Annotated in this window: 14 protein-coding genes; 12 read left to right on the top strand and 2 right to left on the bottom strand. The window is 42.7% G+C overall.

The genetic code is table 11. From position 1 onward, the window contains the following. Positions 1-58 precede the first annotated feature (58 nt). The 10 genes from yegS (at position 59) to EXU30_RS02265 (ending at position 9,352) form a co-directional block, all read left to right on the top strand. The gene (yegS, locus tag EXU30_RS02310; RefSeq protein ID WP_130597628.1) at positions 59-985 is read left to right on the top strand and encodes a lipid kinase YegS; all 927 of its coding nucleotides are present in this window, start codon (positions 59-61) and stop codon (positions 983-985) included. A 395-nt stretch (positions 986-1,380) separates the two neighbouring features. Continuing rightward, the gene (locus EXU30_RS02305) at positions 1,381-3,291 is read left to right on the top strand and encodes a BCCT family transporter (RefSeq protein ID WP_245335303.1); all 1,911 of its coding nucleotides are present in this window, start codon (positions 1,381-1,383) and stop codon (positions 3,289-3,291) included. A 143-nt stretch (positions 3,292-3,434) separates the two neighbouring features. Next, positions 3,435-3,794, top strand: coding sequence for a YajD family HNH nuclease (locus EXU30_RS02300; protein WP_130597626.1), 360 nt, complete (start codon positions 3,435-3,437; stop codon positions 3,792-3,794). Between the two features lie 451 nt (positions 3,795-4,245). Beyond that, entirely contained in the window at positions 4,246-4,683 is a 438-nt protein-coding gene (locus tag EXU30_RS02295; RefSeq protein ID WP_130597625.1) for a hypothetical protein, read from the top strand. A 152-nt stretch (positions 4,684-4,835) separates the two neighbouring features. Next, positions 4,836-5,807 (top strand): DUF4365 domain-containing protein, encoded by a 972-nt coding sequence (locus EXU30_RS02290; protein ID WP_130597624.1) that lies wholly within the window; start codon positions 4,836-4,838, stop codon positions 5,805-5,807. Positions 5,808-6,000: 193 nt separating this feature from the next. After that, positions 6,001-6,408, top strand: coding sequence for a GFA family protein (locus EXU30_RS02285; protein WP_130597623.1), 408 nt, complete (start codon positions 6,001-6,003; stop codon positions 6,406-6,408). Positions 6,409-6,554: 146 nt separating this feature from the next. Then, positions 6,555-7,037, top strand: a complete 483-nt coding sequence (locus tag EXU30_RS02280) for a hypothetical protein (protein WP_130597622.1) — start codon at positions 6,555-6,557, stop codon at positions 7,035-7,037. A gap of 117 nt (positions 7,038-7,154) precedes the next feature. Beyond that, the gene (locus tag EXU30_RS02275; protein ID WP_130597621.1) at positions 7,155-7,535 is read left to right on the top strand and encodes a hypothetical protein; all 381 of its coding nucleotides are present in this window, start codon (positions 7,155-7,157) and stop codon (positions 7,533-7,535) included. A gap of 539 nt (positions 7,536-8,074) precedes the next feature. Next, complete coding sequence (locus EXU30_RS02270) at positions 8,075-8,335, top strand: hypothetical protein (RefSeq protein WP_130597620.1); 261 nt, start codon at positions 8,075-8,077, stop codon at positions 8,333-8,335. Positions 8,336-8,560: 225 nt separating this feature from the next. Beyond that, the gene (locus tag EXU30_RS02265) at positions 8,561-9,352 is read left to right on the top strand and encodes a hypothetical protein (RefSeq protein ID WP_130597619.1); all 792 of its coding nucleotides are present in this window, start codon (positions 8,561-8,563) and stop codon (positions 9,350-9,352) included. Between the two features lie 132 nt (positions 9,353-9,484). On the opposite strand, the gene EXU30_RS02260 is transcribed toward EXU30_RS02265, so the two are convergent. Beyond that, entirely contained in the window at positions 9,485-10,333 is an 849-nt protein-coding gene (locus EXU30_RS02260; RefSeq protein WP_130597618.1) for a hypothetical protein, read from the bottom strand. 651 nt (positions 10,334-10,984) lie between these two features. Here EXU30_RS02260 and EXU30_RS02255 point away from each other — a divergent pair. Next, on the top strand, positions 10,985-12,919 hold the full coding sequence (locus EXU30_RS02255) for a sensor histidine kinase (protein WP_130597617.1): 1,935 nt from the start codon (positions 10,985-10,987) through the stop codon (positions 12,917-12,919). After that, on the top strand, positions 12,919-14,283 hold the full coding sequence (locus tag EXU30_RS02250) for a sigma-54-dependent transcriptional regulator (RefSeq protein ID WP_130597616.1): 1,365 nt from the start codon (positions 12,919-12,921) through the stop codon (positions 14,281-14,283). The genes EXU30_RS02255 and EXU30_RS02250 overlap by 1 nt, the downstream gene beginning before the upstream one ends. Before the next feature lie 46 nt (positions 14,284-14,329). Here EXU30_RS02250 and EXU30_RS02245 read toward each other — a convergent pair whose 3' ends face one another. Then, positions 14,330-14,557 carry a DUF1289 domain-containing protein gene (locus EXU30_RS02245; RefSeq protein WP_130597615.1) on the bottom strand — a complete coding sequence of 76 codons (228 nt, stop codon included), beginning with the start codon at positions 14,555-14,557 and terminating at the stop codon, positions 14,330-14,332. Between the last annotated feature and the right edge of the window lie 228 nt (positions 14,558-14,785).

The following is a 14,785-nucleotide window of genomic DNA, read 5'->3' as shown; positions in this document are numbered from 1 at the left end:
CAAAAAACGTTTATGCTCATATAGGTGCAAATTTGCGTAAAATCAGTGGGTAATAATCATGGCAGTAAATGCAATAACACTTATTTTGAATGGTAAAAAAGCTGGGCTACCACAGATCCGCGAGGCTGTTTACGCATACAGAGATCAGGGAATCGATGTGTCTGTTCGCGTCACTTGGGAATCGCAAGACATGCCTAGGTTAATTGATGAGGCAATAGAGCAGGGCGCAAAGAGGCTTGTTATTGGTGGTGGAGATGGCTCGGTGAATGAAGCGGTGACAGCGCTGCTTAACTCAAACTACGCATCGCATCTTGAGTCGCTTCCTGAAGTGGCTATTTTACCTCTAGGTACAGCAAATGACTTTGCGACTGCATGTGAAATACCATCAACACCAACGCAAGCGCTTGAATTAGCTATCAATGGCACTGCTACCTTAGTTGACGTGATTAAGGCAAACGAACGCTATTGCGTCAATATTGCTGCCGCGGGTTTTGGTGCTCAAGTGACAGCAGAAACCCCAGTAGAGTTAAAGAACTTCTTGGGAGGTGGGGCATATACACTTACTGGTTTAGCAAAGGCACTTGGCTTCAAACCATACCCAGGCAAGATAAATTCAGAATTTGGCCAACATAGCGGTGAGATAATCGTGGGGGCCATGTGTAACGGGCGTCAAGCTGGCGGCGGACAAGTACTTGCACCCAACGCTTATATAAATGACGGTTTGATGGATGTGACACTGCTTCGGGGTTTTTCTCCCGTTGAATTGCCGCAAGTGGTTGAAGAAATAAAGTCAATGAAGCGAGAGGCAAATTTTTGTCACCACTTTCAAACATCATGGCTTGAGTTTGATTTTGATGTGCCGTTGCCCCTCAATTTAGATGGCGAGCCCTATCCAAATAAAAAGGTCCGGTTTGAGTTAATCCCCCAGGTGCTTAAGCTTGTCGTACCTCAAAGATGCCCGTGCATCAAAACGCAAGTGGTTTAGTGGTTTGATGTCAATTGGGTTAACACATCTCCTTTTTAAAGACTCGAACTGCAATGACTGGCTATCTATTAAATGAGTCTTTGAGGCCTGTGGTTAGTTGGCCGACAGTTAACTGATGGAGTATTTTTTGAAAGTGTGATCCACGTTCGCATAGAGATAACTTGTTAGCTATGCTTCGCCTAAATATGCTAGCCTTAATGGTTAATTTCGTGTTTTGACGCCTGTCTTTAACAGGCTAGTGCTCAAGTATTCTCAAGATAAACGATGGATACGCACTGATGATTAGCATCTGCTAAGGTGCTGAATTCCTGCACGGTCTCCAACTAAGGAGTGTTATTTTGCCAAAGGCTAGTATTAACCCGCCTGTATTTTTTTCTTCAGTATTCATAATTGCAATGATGGTGCTAGTCAGCACTGTTTGGCCACAAGAGGCTGGCACAGCATTTAAGTCAGTCCAATCTTGGTTTGAGCATAAAGCCGGCTGGTTTTATATCTTAAGTGTCGCGATTTTTATCCTGTTTATTATTTTCGTTATGGTTAGCCGTTTTGGCGATATCAAACTCGGCCCTGATCATGCTGTGCCTGACTACAGTTATAAAAGCTGGATTGCCATGCTGTTTTCTGCCGGTATGGGCATTGGTTTGATGTTCTTCGGTGTTGCCGAGCCTGTGATGCACTACTTAGCGCCGCCGGATGCCACGCCTGAGTCAATAGCCGCAGCTAAAGATGCCATGAAAATCACCTTCTTCCACTGGGGGATGCATGCTTGGGCAATTTATGCTGTTGTCGCATTGAGCCTTGCCTATTTTAGTTATCGCCATAAGCTGCCATTGTTGCCTCGCTCAGCATTTTACCCACTCATTGGTGATAAAATTTATGGTCCAATAGGCCATGCTGTAGATACTTTTGCAGTTATCGGCACCATGTTTGGTGTGGCAACGTCACTTGGTTTTGGTGTATTCCAAATCAACTCAGGTTTGAGTTATCTATTTAGCAGCATACCTAACAATGTCACTGTACAAGTGATACTGATTGTCGTGATCACAGCTATTGCTACTTTGTCGGTTTTTTCAGGTTTAGATAAAGGTGTTAAACGCTTAAGCGAGTTGAACCTAGGTTTAGCGATTTTATTGCTTGTCGCGGTTCTTTTACTTGGTCCTACCGTATCGTTACTGCAGTCGTTTGTGCAAAACACAGGGGGCTATTTGAGCGACCTTGTGAGCAAGACATTTAACCTGTACGCGTACGATCAAAAAGAAGATTGGATTGGTGGCTGGACGCTACTCTATTGGGGCTGGTGGGTGTCATGGTCGCCATTTGTTGGTACCTTTATCGCCCGTGTTAGTCGTGGGCGTACTATCCGCGAATTCTTAGTGGGTATATTGTTTGTACCATCATCAATCACATTCTTGTGGATGACGGTATTTGGTAACACAGCCATTGACGCCATCATGAATCATGGCGCGACTTACTTAGCTGATGCGGTCTCGACCGACGTTTCCGTTGCTTTGTTTAAGTTCTTTGAACACTTGCCTATGTCGAACCTATTGTCTGTGATCGCCCTGTGCCTGGTGGTTACCTTCTTTGTGACGTCATCAGATTCTGGCTCGCTAGTCATTGATAACTTGTCATCAGGCGGTGATGAAAGTGCGCCAGTTTGGCAACGTATTTTCTGGGCAGTGCTACAAGGTGTAGTAGCGTCAATTTTGCTTATAGCGGGTGGCTTACAAGCGTTACAAACAGCTGCTATTGCCAGCGCATTACCGTTTTTGATTGTCATGCTACTGATGTGCTTAGGCTTGTACCGGGCACTGCAAGATGACTGGCTTAAGCTCAATAGTGTGCAATTACATAACACCAGTGTGCAGTTTGCTAAGACCAATATGAGTGCCAAAGATCGTATTGAGGTGTTAGTCAGTCAGCCTACACACGCACAAGCGCAAGAGTTTCTCGACGACATAGCAAGACCGGCGTTAAGCAAGGTTTGTAATATGTTCAAAGAAATGAGTGTGCAAGCTGAAATCGTACAGGTGGATGAACGTGTGCGCCTAGTGTTAGGTAATGATGATACTTCACGTTTTGTGTACGGATTGCGTATTCGTGCATTCAATATGAATGGTGTGGACATGGAAGTGTTCGACTCTGAGCAAGACTATTACCGCGTTGAAGTATTCCTTGAACACGGTGGCCAGCAATATGACGTGATGGGTTATACCGAAGAGCAGATTATTGCTGACATTGTGAATCAGTATGAGCGCTACTTGCATTATCTACACCTGTCGAACTCTGAGTTAGTGACAGAGTAGGTCTAATCGAGTGTTTTGCGTAATTGAGCGTGAGACTCGTTAGGCAAAATCACCATTGGCGCACAAGCTACACTCAACAACTACTTGCCCCAAGGATACGCACTGTTATCCTTGGGGTAATTTTTTAGATTGGAATAAAAACTATGGCTGCGAATCAAAGCAAACTCGACAAAGTATTGGCAGAAGCTGCTGAGTACAAAGCAAAACGCGAGAAAGGTTACCGTGAGCAAGCACTTAAGCTATACCCGTGGATTTGTGGTCGCTGCACCCGAGAGTTCACCCACAAGAATTTAAGTGAACTAACGGTTCACCATGTAGATCATAACCACGACAATAACCCATCAGACGGCAGTAACTGGGAGTTGTTGTGCTTATATTGCCATGACAATGAACATTCAAAATACGAAGAGTTGATCCGCTATGGCAGCACTACTGAGGTGAAGCAAGAAGCGGCAACTTACAATCCGTTCGCTGATCTTAAAGCCATGATGAATAAGAAGTAGCATTCGGGCTTCATTGCTTGGAGTTTCATTTGCTTCGCAAGAGCAAGAGTGCTGGTAGCTCGCAGTAGCTAATGGTTATCTGGCTGCCAGTCGATAACCGTGTTGTAGCTGTGTTTTTGTACAGGTTTAATTTTGAGACGAGAATCAGCGCTAATTGCTTCTCGTTATGTAAGTGACAAAATTCTCGGTTTACAAAATGAAACACTGTTAGGTTGCTCATTGTTATAGTGTTACTCAGTTATCACTATTTACATAACGAGATCAGGTAATTCTCGGTTAAGTAAATTCTCGGTTTCTCCAGCGCTAGATGCTATTGCTGTTTCTAGATTTGGTTGATAAGTTATTGGAAATATTAATTAAAAAGCGTGAAGCAGTTTGAGTTCTGGCGAAATGTTAATGGATTAAATCGTAATTCCCGCTAATACGCTGTTAAGTATTCCTCAAAATTTGTATGAAATCTTATATTGGTGGTAAATACATTCCATTAAAGCTAGTTCTATTTCCAGCACTAGCAATGTTTGGTGTTCTACTTTTCCCAATTATGCCAATAACTTTGTATTTGAAAGACGTGCCTTTTCAAAATTGGCCCTCTGCGTTTCTGATGCTTTCATTAATTGGTGTCGCAATGACAAGTATCTTTAGCTTTATGGCTTGGATTTTTTGCGAACTATGTGCTTCTAAATTATCTCGCATAACATCCGCTATTTGTTTTGGAATAATTAGCCCTCTAGTTTTAATAGGTACTTTAACGTTGGTAGCAATGGTAAAAGGTAACAATTTTCTGGAGGATATAAATACCCCACAAGGTTTAGAAAACGTATTAATTCTAAGTGTAAGTTCGTTTATCATTTCAGTTGTTATCTTTTGGCAAAGTACAAAGAATACCTAACAAGTTACTCAAAAGGACGCAAAACGCTTGGCTTGTGCTCCTTCGTCGCTAATTTTAGCCAAGCATTTATGCGCCCATTAGTAAGGCGTTAACCCCTAAAGGAGAGAGACGTGATCGTAGTGGGAGAGACTGACTCCTTTGAAAGAAAGTATATGGAGAAATTCAGAGCATTTGCTTCTGAGTACGGAGAGTTCATCAATTATGAACATGATCGAGGTGCTAGAGATATTGGAATGCACCTTACACGTAAACTTTCTTCGGGGAAAGAACAACTGACTAGTGCTCTCGTGTGGTTTCAAATGAAAGGTAAAATGGCAAAAACCATTTCATTAGAAGACTATGAGAAAAGCGAGGAAGTAAAAATATCATTATCGGTTAACCACCTTCGCTATTGGTTTTTACAACCAATGCCGACTTATCTTGTTCTTTTTATTGAATCAGCGGGAGAATTCTTAATTCTTAATATATCTGAGTACGTAAAAAACACTTGGGGCAGAGAAATTCTTACGCTAAACCAAGAGACTGCAACAATTAACGTCCCCACGAACAGCAAGCTAGATTCACAGGCATTTCGTCTTATTTTGCAAGAAAACGACATCAAAGAATGGAAGAAAGCTCTTGGGGACGAAAATGAACATGTGGATGTCTGCTATCGAGACTACGACTTAATTTGGCACTTAGCAACAGCTGAGAGCAGAGCGGTATGTCATAAGTTAGAGTTTTGGGATTGGCAAAGCAAGACTAGAAGCCAACTCTATATTTATGAAGAAAGTGAAACTGAAAAGGTGGTCCTCAGGGAACATTGGCAGTACATGATGAGTATTGATCAATTAGAGGATGCATATCCTTATATAGAGTTTTTTGTAGTTCAAGACGCTCAAGACTGGTGGGATGATGAAGATGATAACGAAGTTCCCGATGTTGTGTTATCAAATGGAGATGTCATGTCTGGTGTTAATGCCGCTTACGAGTATTTTGCATACGAGTGTGGTATTCGGTTGAATGACATAGGCCTGCAAATGTTCGAGTGGATTGAGTTTATGTCGGAGATTGGCTTGATTGAAATAAAGCCAGGCAAAAGTGAATTTGTAAGTTTTGCTCCTTGGCATAGTCGATCTGTGTAAGGGTTAACAAATTGCTGTACTCGGACCCAACTACGCGCCGCAAGCTTGTGGTTTGCTGCGCAAACTTTACCACGAAACAACATGGCCACCCATAATTATTTTCCCCTCGGGACTCATAAACTGGTAGTACACATAACTATCGCCTCAGTGCTATCTTTAAATTAAGTTTGAATAGCGATTTATAGAGGAAATTATGACTAAATCTGGTGGGTGTCAATGTGGTAAAGTTCGCTACGAAGTAACTGGCGAGCCAATGAATCAAATGTTCTGTTATTGCACAGATTGCCAACAACGCACCGGTGGTGATAAGTGGTTTGGTGTCTGGTATTCACACGATAATTTTAAATTTACAGGTGCAGAAACCAAAGTTTTCACGCGTAAAGGTAGCTCTGGAGCAGATGTTCACAATCATTATTGCCCAGACTGTGGTGTAACTGTGTGTGCTGATATAACGATTGGTAAGTTTTTCACAATCAACGGCCCATCATTTGATACCGACGAACATTTGTCACCTAAAATGGCAATTTTTACAGCATCAGCACCCAAGTGGGCTGTGTTACCAACGGGTATTCCAGTGTTTGATACATTCCCATCAAGCTAGTGGACAGCATCTAACAATTTGCTTAACAAGGTGTCTGAAGCTTGGCCATTTTCATACAAATAGGGCTCTGGCATTTAGAGGAAGATTTTAAGTATGGTGGTGTTGTTCAACGCTAGCAGGTGTTGTATTTCAAAGGAGGGCAGTGAGTGTTTAGAACTATTTTACTAACGTTTATACTTAGCCTAAGCCCTTTGACTGCATTAGGATGCAGTTGTATTAGCGAAGCTAAAACTTATGAGGAAACCTTCAAAAAGTACGATGCGATTTTCACAGGTATAGCGTTGAATACCGAAACAACACCTGGAGACTGGAGCTCATCATTTTATAAAACTGAAATGCAAGTCCAAAAAGTCTGGAAAAATCGAGATGTAATGAGGTCAGTTTTTATAAAAACATATACAGAAAGAAATTCTTGTGGTGGTCCAGTACCGACAATAGGGAATAGGTTTCTTGTTTTTGCACACTCCACCCCTGATGGTTTATACGTAACTGGCGGTTGCTCTATGTTTATGGATTTAGATCAAACAGAAAAAGAAGTGGGTTCTTTAAGTTCAGAAGCAAAATTAGAGTGGGAAGCAATTAAGGCAGGAATATGGTCTGCTTTGGGAAAACCATTCATTGTTTTTTAGAGATTGAAATGTAACAAGTACATCGATTGCTAAAGCTTAGCTAGGTACAACTTCGCAACAAAAGTATAGCCAAGCTTAACCCGCCTCAGTACTGTGTTGGTAGCCTAGGAAACTTTGATGCAATTTAACGACCTAAAGTCAGTACTCGATACCGATAATGAAAATGGGTTAACTTTCTTATCGCCAAATTGGAGGATATCGCAATTTCCAATTATTGGAGGTGACCAGTGGATTTCGGAAGAGCAGTTTCATGAAGTCTTTTCAGTTATTGGTGAGTATCAAACTGATGAAAAGGTGTTTATTTTTGAGACGTTCGAGCGAGTTTATAAAGCTACAGGTGTAACTAAAAGGCTTAATTCAGAGTTAAATCTAAACTGGGCTAGCTTTAAGCATTTTCAGCAGTCTACGGACATCCTCTGTTTCTATTTGGTACCCGAAAACTTAAGTTGGGTGTTTTACGGTAATAGAGAGTGTTGCTTATTTGCTAAAAGCTACTAATAAGTAAGTTCCTAAGGACGCAAAACGCTTGGCATTTGCTGATAATTTGCAAATTATGGTTAAGCAATATAAGCCGTTAAAACGGGGCACTGGTGAGCATGATGAAATACTTCTTAAATTCTAAATCCCTGTCTCTGTTTATAGCTCTTAGTCTTGCAATGTGGGGATATTTTGTACTGTTAGGTTATATCGGCGATCCGCGTTTAGCTGATTCGAGTCTAGATGGTGATGAGATGCACATGTTGGAAATGCTGCTTCTCACGCTATCGCTATTTTCCCTATTTTATCTTTGGGTATGCTCGATAGTTCATTGTTTTAAAAACAAGAGCAAACTTATTGCCCTAATAATAGCCTTTATTTAGCCCCTGAGTTACTTGTACAGTTTATATGTCTTACTGGAAAATTTCGGGAAGAGTGGTATTCGCTAACAACCATTTGAAGCGGGACAGCCAAAGCTAGGCTCATCTCACTTCGTCCTCTATTTTAGCCAAGCTATAAACTCCTGTTACCTTGGCGTTAACTTTCATGGATAGGAATAAATGACTGAGATTACAGAGAATATTTTTCTAGATAAAGTTGTATCGTTTTCTTCAAACGAAGAAACACTTGCTATGAAAAATGTCACTTTTAAAACCATTCAAAATCGGTTGTTTGTTGTTGGCAACATACCACTTAGTGCCACTATCGAAGATCTAGCGCATAACAAGGCTTGTGCTATCGCTTGGGATTCTGTTCATGATTTTATTATTTTTGACTCGGAGCATGAATACTCTCAATGGATAGAAGCATCTGAAACCTAGCTAACTAATAAAGCGCTGGACAACCAAACCTTAGCTCAGTTCTGCGCAATCCCTAGTTTGGGGCATTAGCCAGCACCAATAATCATCCCTAAACCAACTTCCTTTATAGAGCTGCTACCACAAGACCAACACCACTACGTTATTACTAAGAACCATAGGGAAGTCTTGAAATAGCTATCGCGCTACCTTGCCCACAGTGCGCAATTGACTGTGGTAAAGGTGAGCATGAGTGATATCGATTCTAAGGTTTTTTTGAATGAATTCTTTGGCCTGCCTGAGCGTGGTCCTTATTTATTGCGGCAATGTGGTTTTGATGAGTTCATCAAACAATTCTTTAAGTCAGTTGATGAGCCTATTCCTGTCACTAATAAGGCTATTAATGCTGAAGTTAGTGTTGAAGTAATAGACCCACAATGCTGCGCGCTGCAATATCATCATTCATCAAGCGAAACCCTTATTGGCATCCGCAGAAATAGAGCAACAATTTATTGCGTGCTTGAAGGCAAGTTATTGCCAAAAGTGATTGATAGTGCGCTTAAAATTTACGATATATCTAGTCGTAAGCAGGTGTTCTCGAAAGCGTTTAAATTACCAAAGCTTGCAAAGCAAGCACATACAAATATCCATTCCGTTACAGGCAATACGGTTGTGCGACTGCGGCCGCAATTGCAGCCATTAGCCACAACTGATGTTGCGTTACATAGTACTGCCTACCACATGCAGTGTAGCCAGCTAGAAAGTGTGGCAAGTGCGGGTTTTGATGCACAGCATAATGTAGATAATCGAGCTGGAGTGAAGCAATACTTTAGCTTAATTGACCAGGCCATACGTGAGTTTAATGAGGTGTGCCGCGCTGATGCAGATGAATCAGCTTTGATGCTGATGTTTGGTTTAGACGATGACATTAAAGGCCACATTATGGCGTTTAGCGCCGAAGCTGAAAATGCGCAAAAGACACTAGCTGATGCCATTGCCGACTATTGGGAAGATATTTTATCTGACGCGCAGCTCAATTGATAAGCGCTCTTGCTCACAGCAAGTACTGGCTTGCTAGCCTTGCTGAAACTGAGTTATGTGCGGCAGTTTTAAAAATTAGGGCTAGTACAACCATATCTAGCCCTTGGCTTGCATTAGGTTACTACGCTAAGGCTAGTTCAACAATTGCTTTAATTTCTGCTTTTGCTCATCTGAAAGCTCTACAGTTTCTATCAGTCGCTGAATTTGCTCAGCTGCGTCACCATCTTCTCCGTTGATGATAAATACGCGCTCGTCATCCAGGTTCGAGGTGAATACATGCGGCTTGTCGCTGATGACATGTAACCCTTTAGTTTCTAGCTCGACAATTTGTTCAACGATGTCATCTAAGCCATCAGTAAGTTGGTCTACTTCAATCTCGATTTCGGCGACTTGATGGTCAGCAAGCGATTCAAACTCAAGGCCAAGTTTTTCCATCTCTTTGGCTAACGCTTCCATTTTGGATTGCTTACCTTCTAGTTTGGAGGTGTCGATTTCAATCAGTTTGACCTTTTTTTCAATCTGCGCAGTCTTTGCTTCAAGCTGTTGCTTTAAGCCCTCAAGCTTTTTCTTCTCTTTTTCAGATAGTTGAACCTTTTTAATAAAGGCGACTTTATGACCTTTATCAATGCCACTTAGCGCAGACATGAGCGTCTTTTGCGCTTTAGTTGGAAGTTCAGATAGCTTTGCTTTAAGTGCCTGTTTGTCTTTGATTTCATCAGCCGTGAAATCGTATTGGTAGTTTTCACCATCAACCGTAACGTCAGCGTGAACTATCTCGTTGCTGTCTTGATTAATGCTTATGCTGATACTCGAGCGCTCGCTATCATCAACAGTATGACTGGCGGCATGTTCAATTGCAGCCTCGCTGACTTTAGCGTTGGCAAGATTACTGCTGCTAAATGCCGCCACTCCCATAAATAGCGCACCTGCAGCACAGGCGAGTAGAGTTGGGCGAAATGTTTTATTAGTCGTGTTTTGCATAATGATTCCCTTTAATTAATCAAATTCAACTGTCGATAGCGATGAGTTTGCTCGCAAATGTTCAAGCATTGCTAAAGACGTTTGCTTTAGCGGCTTCTGGTCACAGCTCAGTGTTTACACATTTCAGCTGATTATCAGATGTTGTAAGAGGTATAGCGAAGGGCGTGCCAAGACGTTAATATCCATATTAATTAATGGGTTAACTTAAAGTGTGAGCTTCAACCCCTTGGTCGGGTTAAACTAAATTTCCCCATATGGGGAAGTCGTTTGCGCATATAGGAAAATACTTGAGCCAAGGGTTTGTCTAACCTAGGCGAGATTTAAACTCAATTGCTTGGTATGTTACTTATCTACCATTAGCTAGCTAAAGATTAGTTATTGGTTTTTATTGGAATTTTCCAGTACTCGATATGGATTTTGTATTGATGAATAGCGTGACGAGTCAGGTACTCGCATAGGCAAGCCACACTGGTATGAAACTTGTTATCGCTGTACATAGAACAATAGCTCTAAGTAAGCACTGGCTTTGATGGAAAGCGTAAGCGTTCACTGAGTCTTTCGGGTGTTATCTCGACTGCAGTGTACAGATCTAGTGTTGAATCATGGGTAACTAATCGAGCTATGACTTAATAGCCCTGTTTTGGAGAAAGTATGTCTATCCGTTTGTTCTTATTTGCCGTGTTTGCAGGCCTTATTATCATCCTTGGGGTGAGCCAGGTAGGGTTGATGCATTATTTAAAGGCCGAGTTACAAACTGAGTTACAGCAAAGCTCTAAAAGCTTGTCGCAAGATATTGTCAGTGTCGCGTTTAAGCAGATTAATCGCGAGCATGAGCAGTTAAAACAAACTGCTGATGAATTGCAACAGCTCGCCCCAAAACAGCCGCACCCGCCAAAGTCTATAAATACTGAGCAGCAACCCGTCATCATTGAGAGTAAAACGCAGCAGCAAGCGGTTAATGCCGAAGCCAAAGCCAAAGCACAGCGTCATGCCGAGCAGCAGCTTGAGCAGGCTATTGCCTTGGTCGAGCAGCGGTTAGGTGATGGCTTTTTAGAAGGTGATATTCTTGACGGTGACGTACTCAAAGGGCTAACGCCGGAGCAAATTGCCGATCTCGACATTGAACTACTGCATGTTGATGACGAGCAAGTTAAGCGAGTTTTTTATGATAAACACACAGGTGATATTAACGTGCTGGTGGATGATATTTCCCAGCAAGTTGAAATGCAGATTGAAGAATTGACCGAGCAGTTTATTGCCGTCGCCACTGAAGAAAACGATCTATCTGAACATGAAAAACAACAGCAAATGGCCAAACTTAATGCGCAAATTAATCAGCAGGTAAAGCAGCTTTTAGAGCATGAAAAAGTCACGCTTATTAGGGAAAAACAAGCTTTGATTGAAGAGCAAAAAACGGCGGCTAAAGCTTATCAACAGCAGGTTGAGCAAGTCGTTGCCAGTTTAACCTTAGATACAGATAACTGGCTTGATGATGGCGTAGTGATAGTGAAAGAGTTAGACGATGGCAATCAAGTCCATAGCCAAACTTTTAATGTGCAAAGTCAGGGCGCGAATAACGCGCTGCAAAAATTCAATGACTCGCTAATGCTGTTGATTATTGCGTCAAGTGTATTGACGTTGGCGCTGGCGTACTGGATTGCGTATGTGGTGACTAAGCCGCTGAGTCATCTGCATCAAGGGTTTGCCAAAGTCGGTAAGGGCGAATTTGGTGCGCAGATTAAACCAAGTGGGGTAAGTGAGCTTAAACGTATTCTGCAAGGCTTTAATAATATGAGTGTGAAGCTCAAGGACTGGCAAAGCCAAATGCAGTCGGTCACCGAGCGCCAACACCTTGCAGATATCGGTCAGGTGGCAAAAGGTATTGCCCACAGTTTGCGAAATCCGCTGCATACCATAGGCTTGCTGGCTGAGCAGTCGGCATTTGCAGATGATGTTGATGAGCGGCAACGCAATGCACAGCTCGTTAGGCAAAAAATGCAGGTGATGGATAAGAATATTCAGTCGTTGTTAATGCTTGCCAACACTCAGGTTGACCGCTCTGTCATCATTGATTTGAATTTAGTGCTGCAAGATATTTTGCTGGAGTTAACCATGACAGCGGCTGATGTAAAAATTGCGCTAGCTAATAGCTCACAGCCAATGTTGATACAAGGTGCTGAAACTGAAGTGCGCGCCATATTGCATGCAGTGATCGTCAATGCGCTCGAAGCGCTGCAATCTCAAACTATGCAACCTCAAGCGCAGCAATCTCAAACCAAACAAATCAACATCACCTCAAATCAGCAAGCTAACGCCTGGTGTATTCAAGTGGTAGATAATGGCCCAGGCATAGATGCCAGTATCAGCGATAAATTGTTTGAGCCACATGTAAGCAGTAAAGCGGAAGGTTCTGGTATGGGGCTTTATATGGCTAAACGCTTGATAGTTAGTCATTATCAAGGTGATATTGAAATTCATAATCGTGACCTTGGTGGCTGTGAGGCCAAGCTTTGTTTTGCTATCAATGACGTTAGCAATGACGTTCGCGACGACACGCACCAAGCTGAGCAACAAGGAGAATCATAATGGCGAATGAGAAGTTAAAGCTGTTGGTGGTTGAGGACGATCCCGCTCAGCGCGAATTGATCCTAAAGGTATTACAAGATCAAGATTATCTGCTAAGCAGTGCAGATTGTGTTGAAGCGGCGATAGTACAAATAAAGCAAAGTGAGCCTGATATTATTTTTTCAGACTGGAAGCTCGGTGAGCTAAGTGGCATGGACTTGCTTAACTATGTGCGCCGTAACCACAGCGACTGCGGATTTATTATTGCCACTGCCTACGGCACCATTACCCATGCAGTTGATGCCATGCAAGCTGGGGCTGATGATTATCTCACTAAACCGTACCAACGGCAGGCACTTTTGATGTCGCTAGATAAAGTCGCCAAGGCGTGTCAGCTTAAAAAGCGTAACCGCAATTTAGAAGCTGCGTTATCGGAGCAGCAAGCGCTGGTGGGGCTTGTGGGTAAAGCGCCTTGCATGCAGCAGGTGTATCAGCGCCTAAAGCGCGTTGGGGCGACCGATGCCACAGTACTGATTGGCGGTGAAAGCGGCACAGGTAAAGAATTAGCTGCGCGGGCGCTGCATCAGCTTTCTAGCCGTCAACATCAACCCTTTATTGCGATTAACTGTGGGGCAATTCCTGAAACGCTGGCTGAAGCTGAATTATTTGGCGCAGAAAAAGGTGCGTTTACTGGCGCGACTACTACTAAGGTTGGCAAGCTAGAGGCCGCAGAGCAGGGCACGGTGTTTCTCGATGAAATAGCAGAGTTGCCATTGCTGCAGCAATCTAAGCTACTGCGATTTTTACAAGAAGGCGTGATTTGCCGTTTGGGCAGCCATCAAGACATTAAGCTTGATGTGCGCGTAATTGCTGCGACTCACAGAGATTTAAAGCAAGAAGTAGCACAGGGGCGCTTTCGTGAGGACTTATTTTATCGTTTGAACGTGGTGCCAATTACCATGCCGCCTTTAAGGGAGCGTCAGGAAGATATTGGCAGACTTATTGAGCACTTTATGCGTTTGCATCAAAAGCACTATCAAGTGGAGTGTGAGCCGTTATCGCCTGCAACCCTTAAAGCGCTGCTTGATTACTCATGGCCAGGTAATGTACGTGAGCTTGCCAATCGATTAGAGCGTTATACCTTACTGGGTGATGAGCAAGAGTTAGTCGGCGAGTTAACTGAATCGCCTACATTTAGTAGTCAGGCAGATGACCCGAGTGCATTTTGCTTGCCAGATAATGGTCTAGATTGGGAAGCGTTTGAGAAAAACTGTTTGGCTCAGGCGCTCGATAAGTTTGGCGGTAATCGCACTCAGGCTGCAAAATTCCTCAACATGGGTTACAAAGCGTTTTTGTATCGCATCGATAAGCACCAAATTGGTTAAGTGTTGCTTGGTGTCATCTAGGCTGCGTCAAACTAGCCGTAATGAGTTAGCTAGTTATTTTTGCCTCGGCAGCTAACCATTTATCTCGAGTTAAGGTGCCCGTGTTTGCTTCGCCTTCAAATTGCTGCTTTCGCGCGGCTAAGTTATCAATTACTTGTTGCTTGTAGTCATCGTTAGCTTTTGACCAGGCAACAATTTCATCTATGTGGCGGTAACAACCCATACAATAATCGTCGTCATTCAGGCCGCAGCGGGCAACGCAGGGTGATTGCATCTTGTTCTATCCTTGACTGTAAAACTGATCATTAGCATTAATGAGTCAGTATTGACCATCACTTACCAAGCCAAAATATAGTGATTACGCTTAATATATTGCTAGACAATATACAGCGGAGTGCTTAGGGTGATTTAATTATTATTTGTTTAAATTCAGCTTGTTACCACGTCACTGTGAAATGCTATCTGTTTGAGTGAAATGCTGCAAACAAGTTGATAAGTTGCT

This window comes from Shewanella maritima (genome assembly GCF_004295345.1).
Classification (GTDB): Bacteria; Pseudomonadota; Gammaproteobacteria; order Enterobacterales; family Shewanellaceae; genus Shewanella; species Shewanella maritima.
This window is presented reverse-complemented; position numbering and strand designations above follow the sequence as displayed.

What these genes read in the sequence shown, in the direction of transcription:
- EXU30_RS02305 (WP_245335303.1), top strand. Translation starts at nt 1,381, where the DNA reads ATGATGGTGCTAGTCAGCACTGTTTGGCCACAAGAGGCTGGCACAGCA.
- EXU30_RS02270 (WP_130597620.1), top strand. Translation starts at nt 8,075, where the DNA reads ATGACTGAGATTACAGAGAATATTTTTCTAGATAAAGTTGTATCGTTT.
- EXU30_RS02295 (WP_130597625.1), top strand. Translation starts at nt 4,246, where the DNA reads ATGAAATCTTATATTGGTGGTAAATACATTCCATTAAAGCTAGTTCTA.
- EXU30_RS02255 (WP_130597617.1), top strand. Translation starts at nt 10,985, where the DNA reads ATGTCTATCCGTTTGTTCTTATTTGCCGTGTTTGCAGGCCTTATTATC.
- EXU30_RS02250 (WP_130597616.1), top strand. Translation starts at nt 12,919, where the DNA reads ATGGCGAATGAGAAGTTAAAGCTGTTGGTGGTTGAGGACGATCCCGCT.
- yegS (WP_130597628.1), top strand. Translation starts at nt 59, where the DNA reads ATGGCAGTAAATGCAATAACACTTATTTTGAATGGTAAAAAAGCTGGG.
- EXU30_RS02300 (WP_130597626.1), top strand. Translation starts at nt 3,435, where the DNA reads ATGGCTGCGAATCAAAGCAAACTCGACAAAGTATTGGCAGAAGCTGCT.
- EXU30_RS02265 (WP_130597619.1), top strand. Translation starts at nt 8,561, where the DNA reads ATGAGTGATATCGATTCTAAGGTTTTTTTGAATGAATTCTTTGGCCTG.
- EXU30_RS02285 (WP_130597623.1), top strand. Translation starts at nt 6,001, where the DNA reads ATGACTAAATCTGGTGGGTGTCAATGTGGTAAAGTTCGCTACGAAGTA.
- EXU30_RS02260 (WP_130597618.1), bottom strand. Translation starts at nt 10,333, where the DNA reads ATGCAAAACACGACTAATAAAACATTTCGCCCAACTCTACTCGCCTGT.
- EXU30_RS02245 (WP_130597615.1), bottom strand. Translation starts at nt 14,557, where the DNA reads ATGCAATCACCCTGCGTTGCCCGCTGCGGCCTGAATGACGACGATTAT.
- EXU30_RS02275 (WP_130597621.1), top strand. Translation starts at nt 7,155, where the DNA reads ATGCAATTTAACGACCTAAAGTCAGTACTCGATACCGATAATGAAAAT.
- EXU30_RS02290 (WP_130597624.1), top strand. Translation starts at nt 4,836, where the DNA reads ATGGAGAAATTCAGAGCATTTGCTTCTGAGTACGGAGAGTTCATCAAT.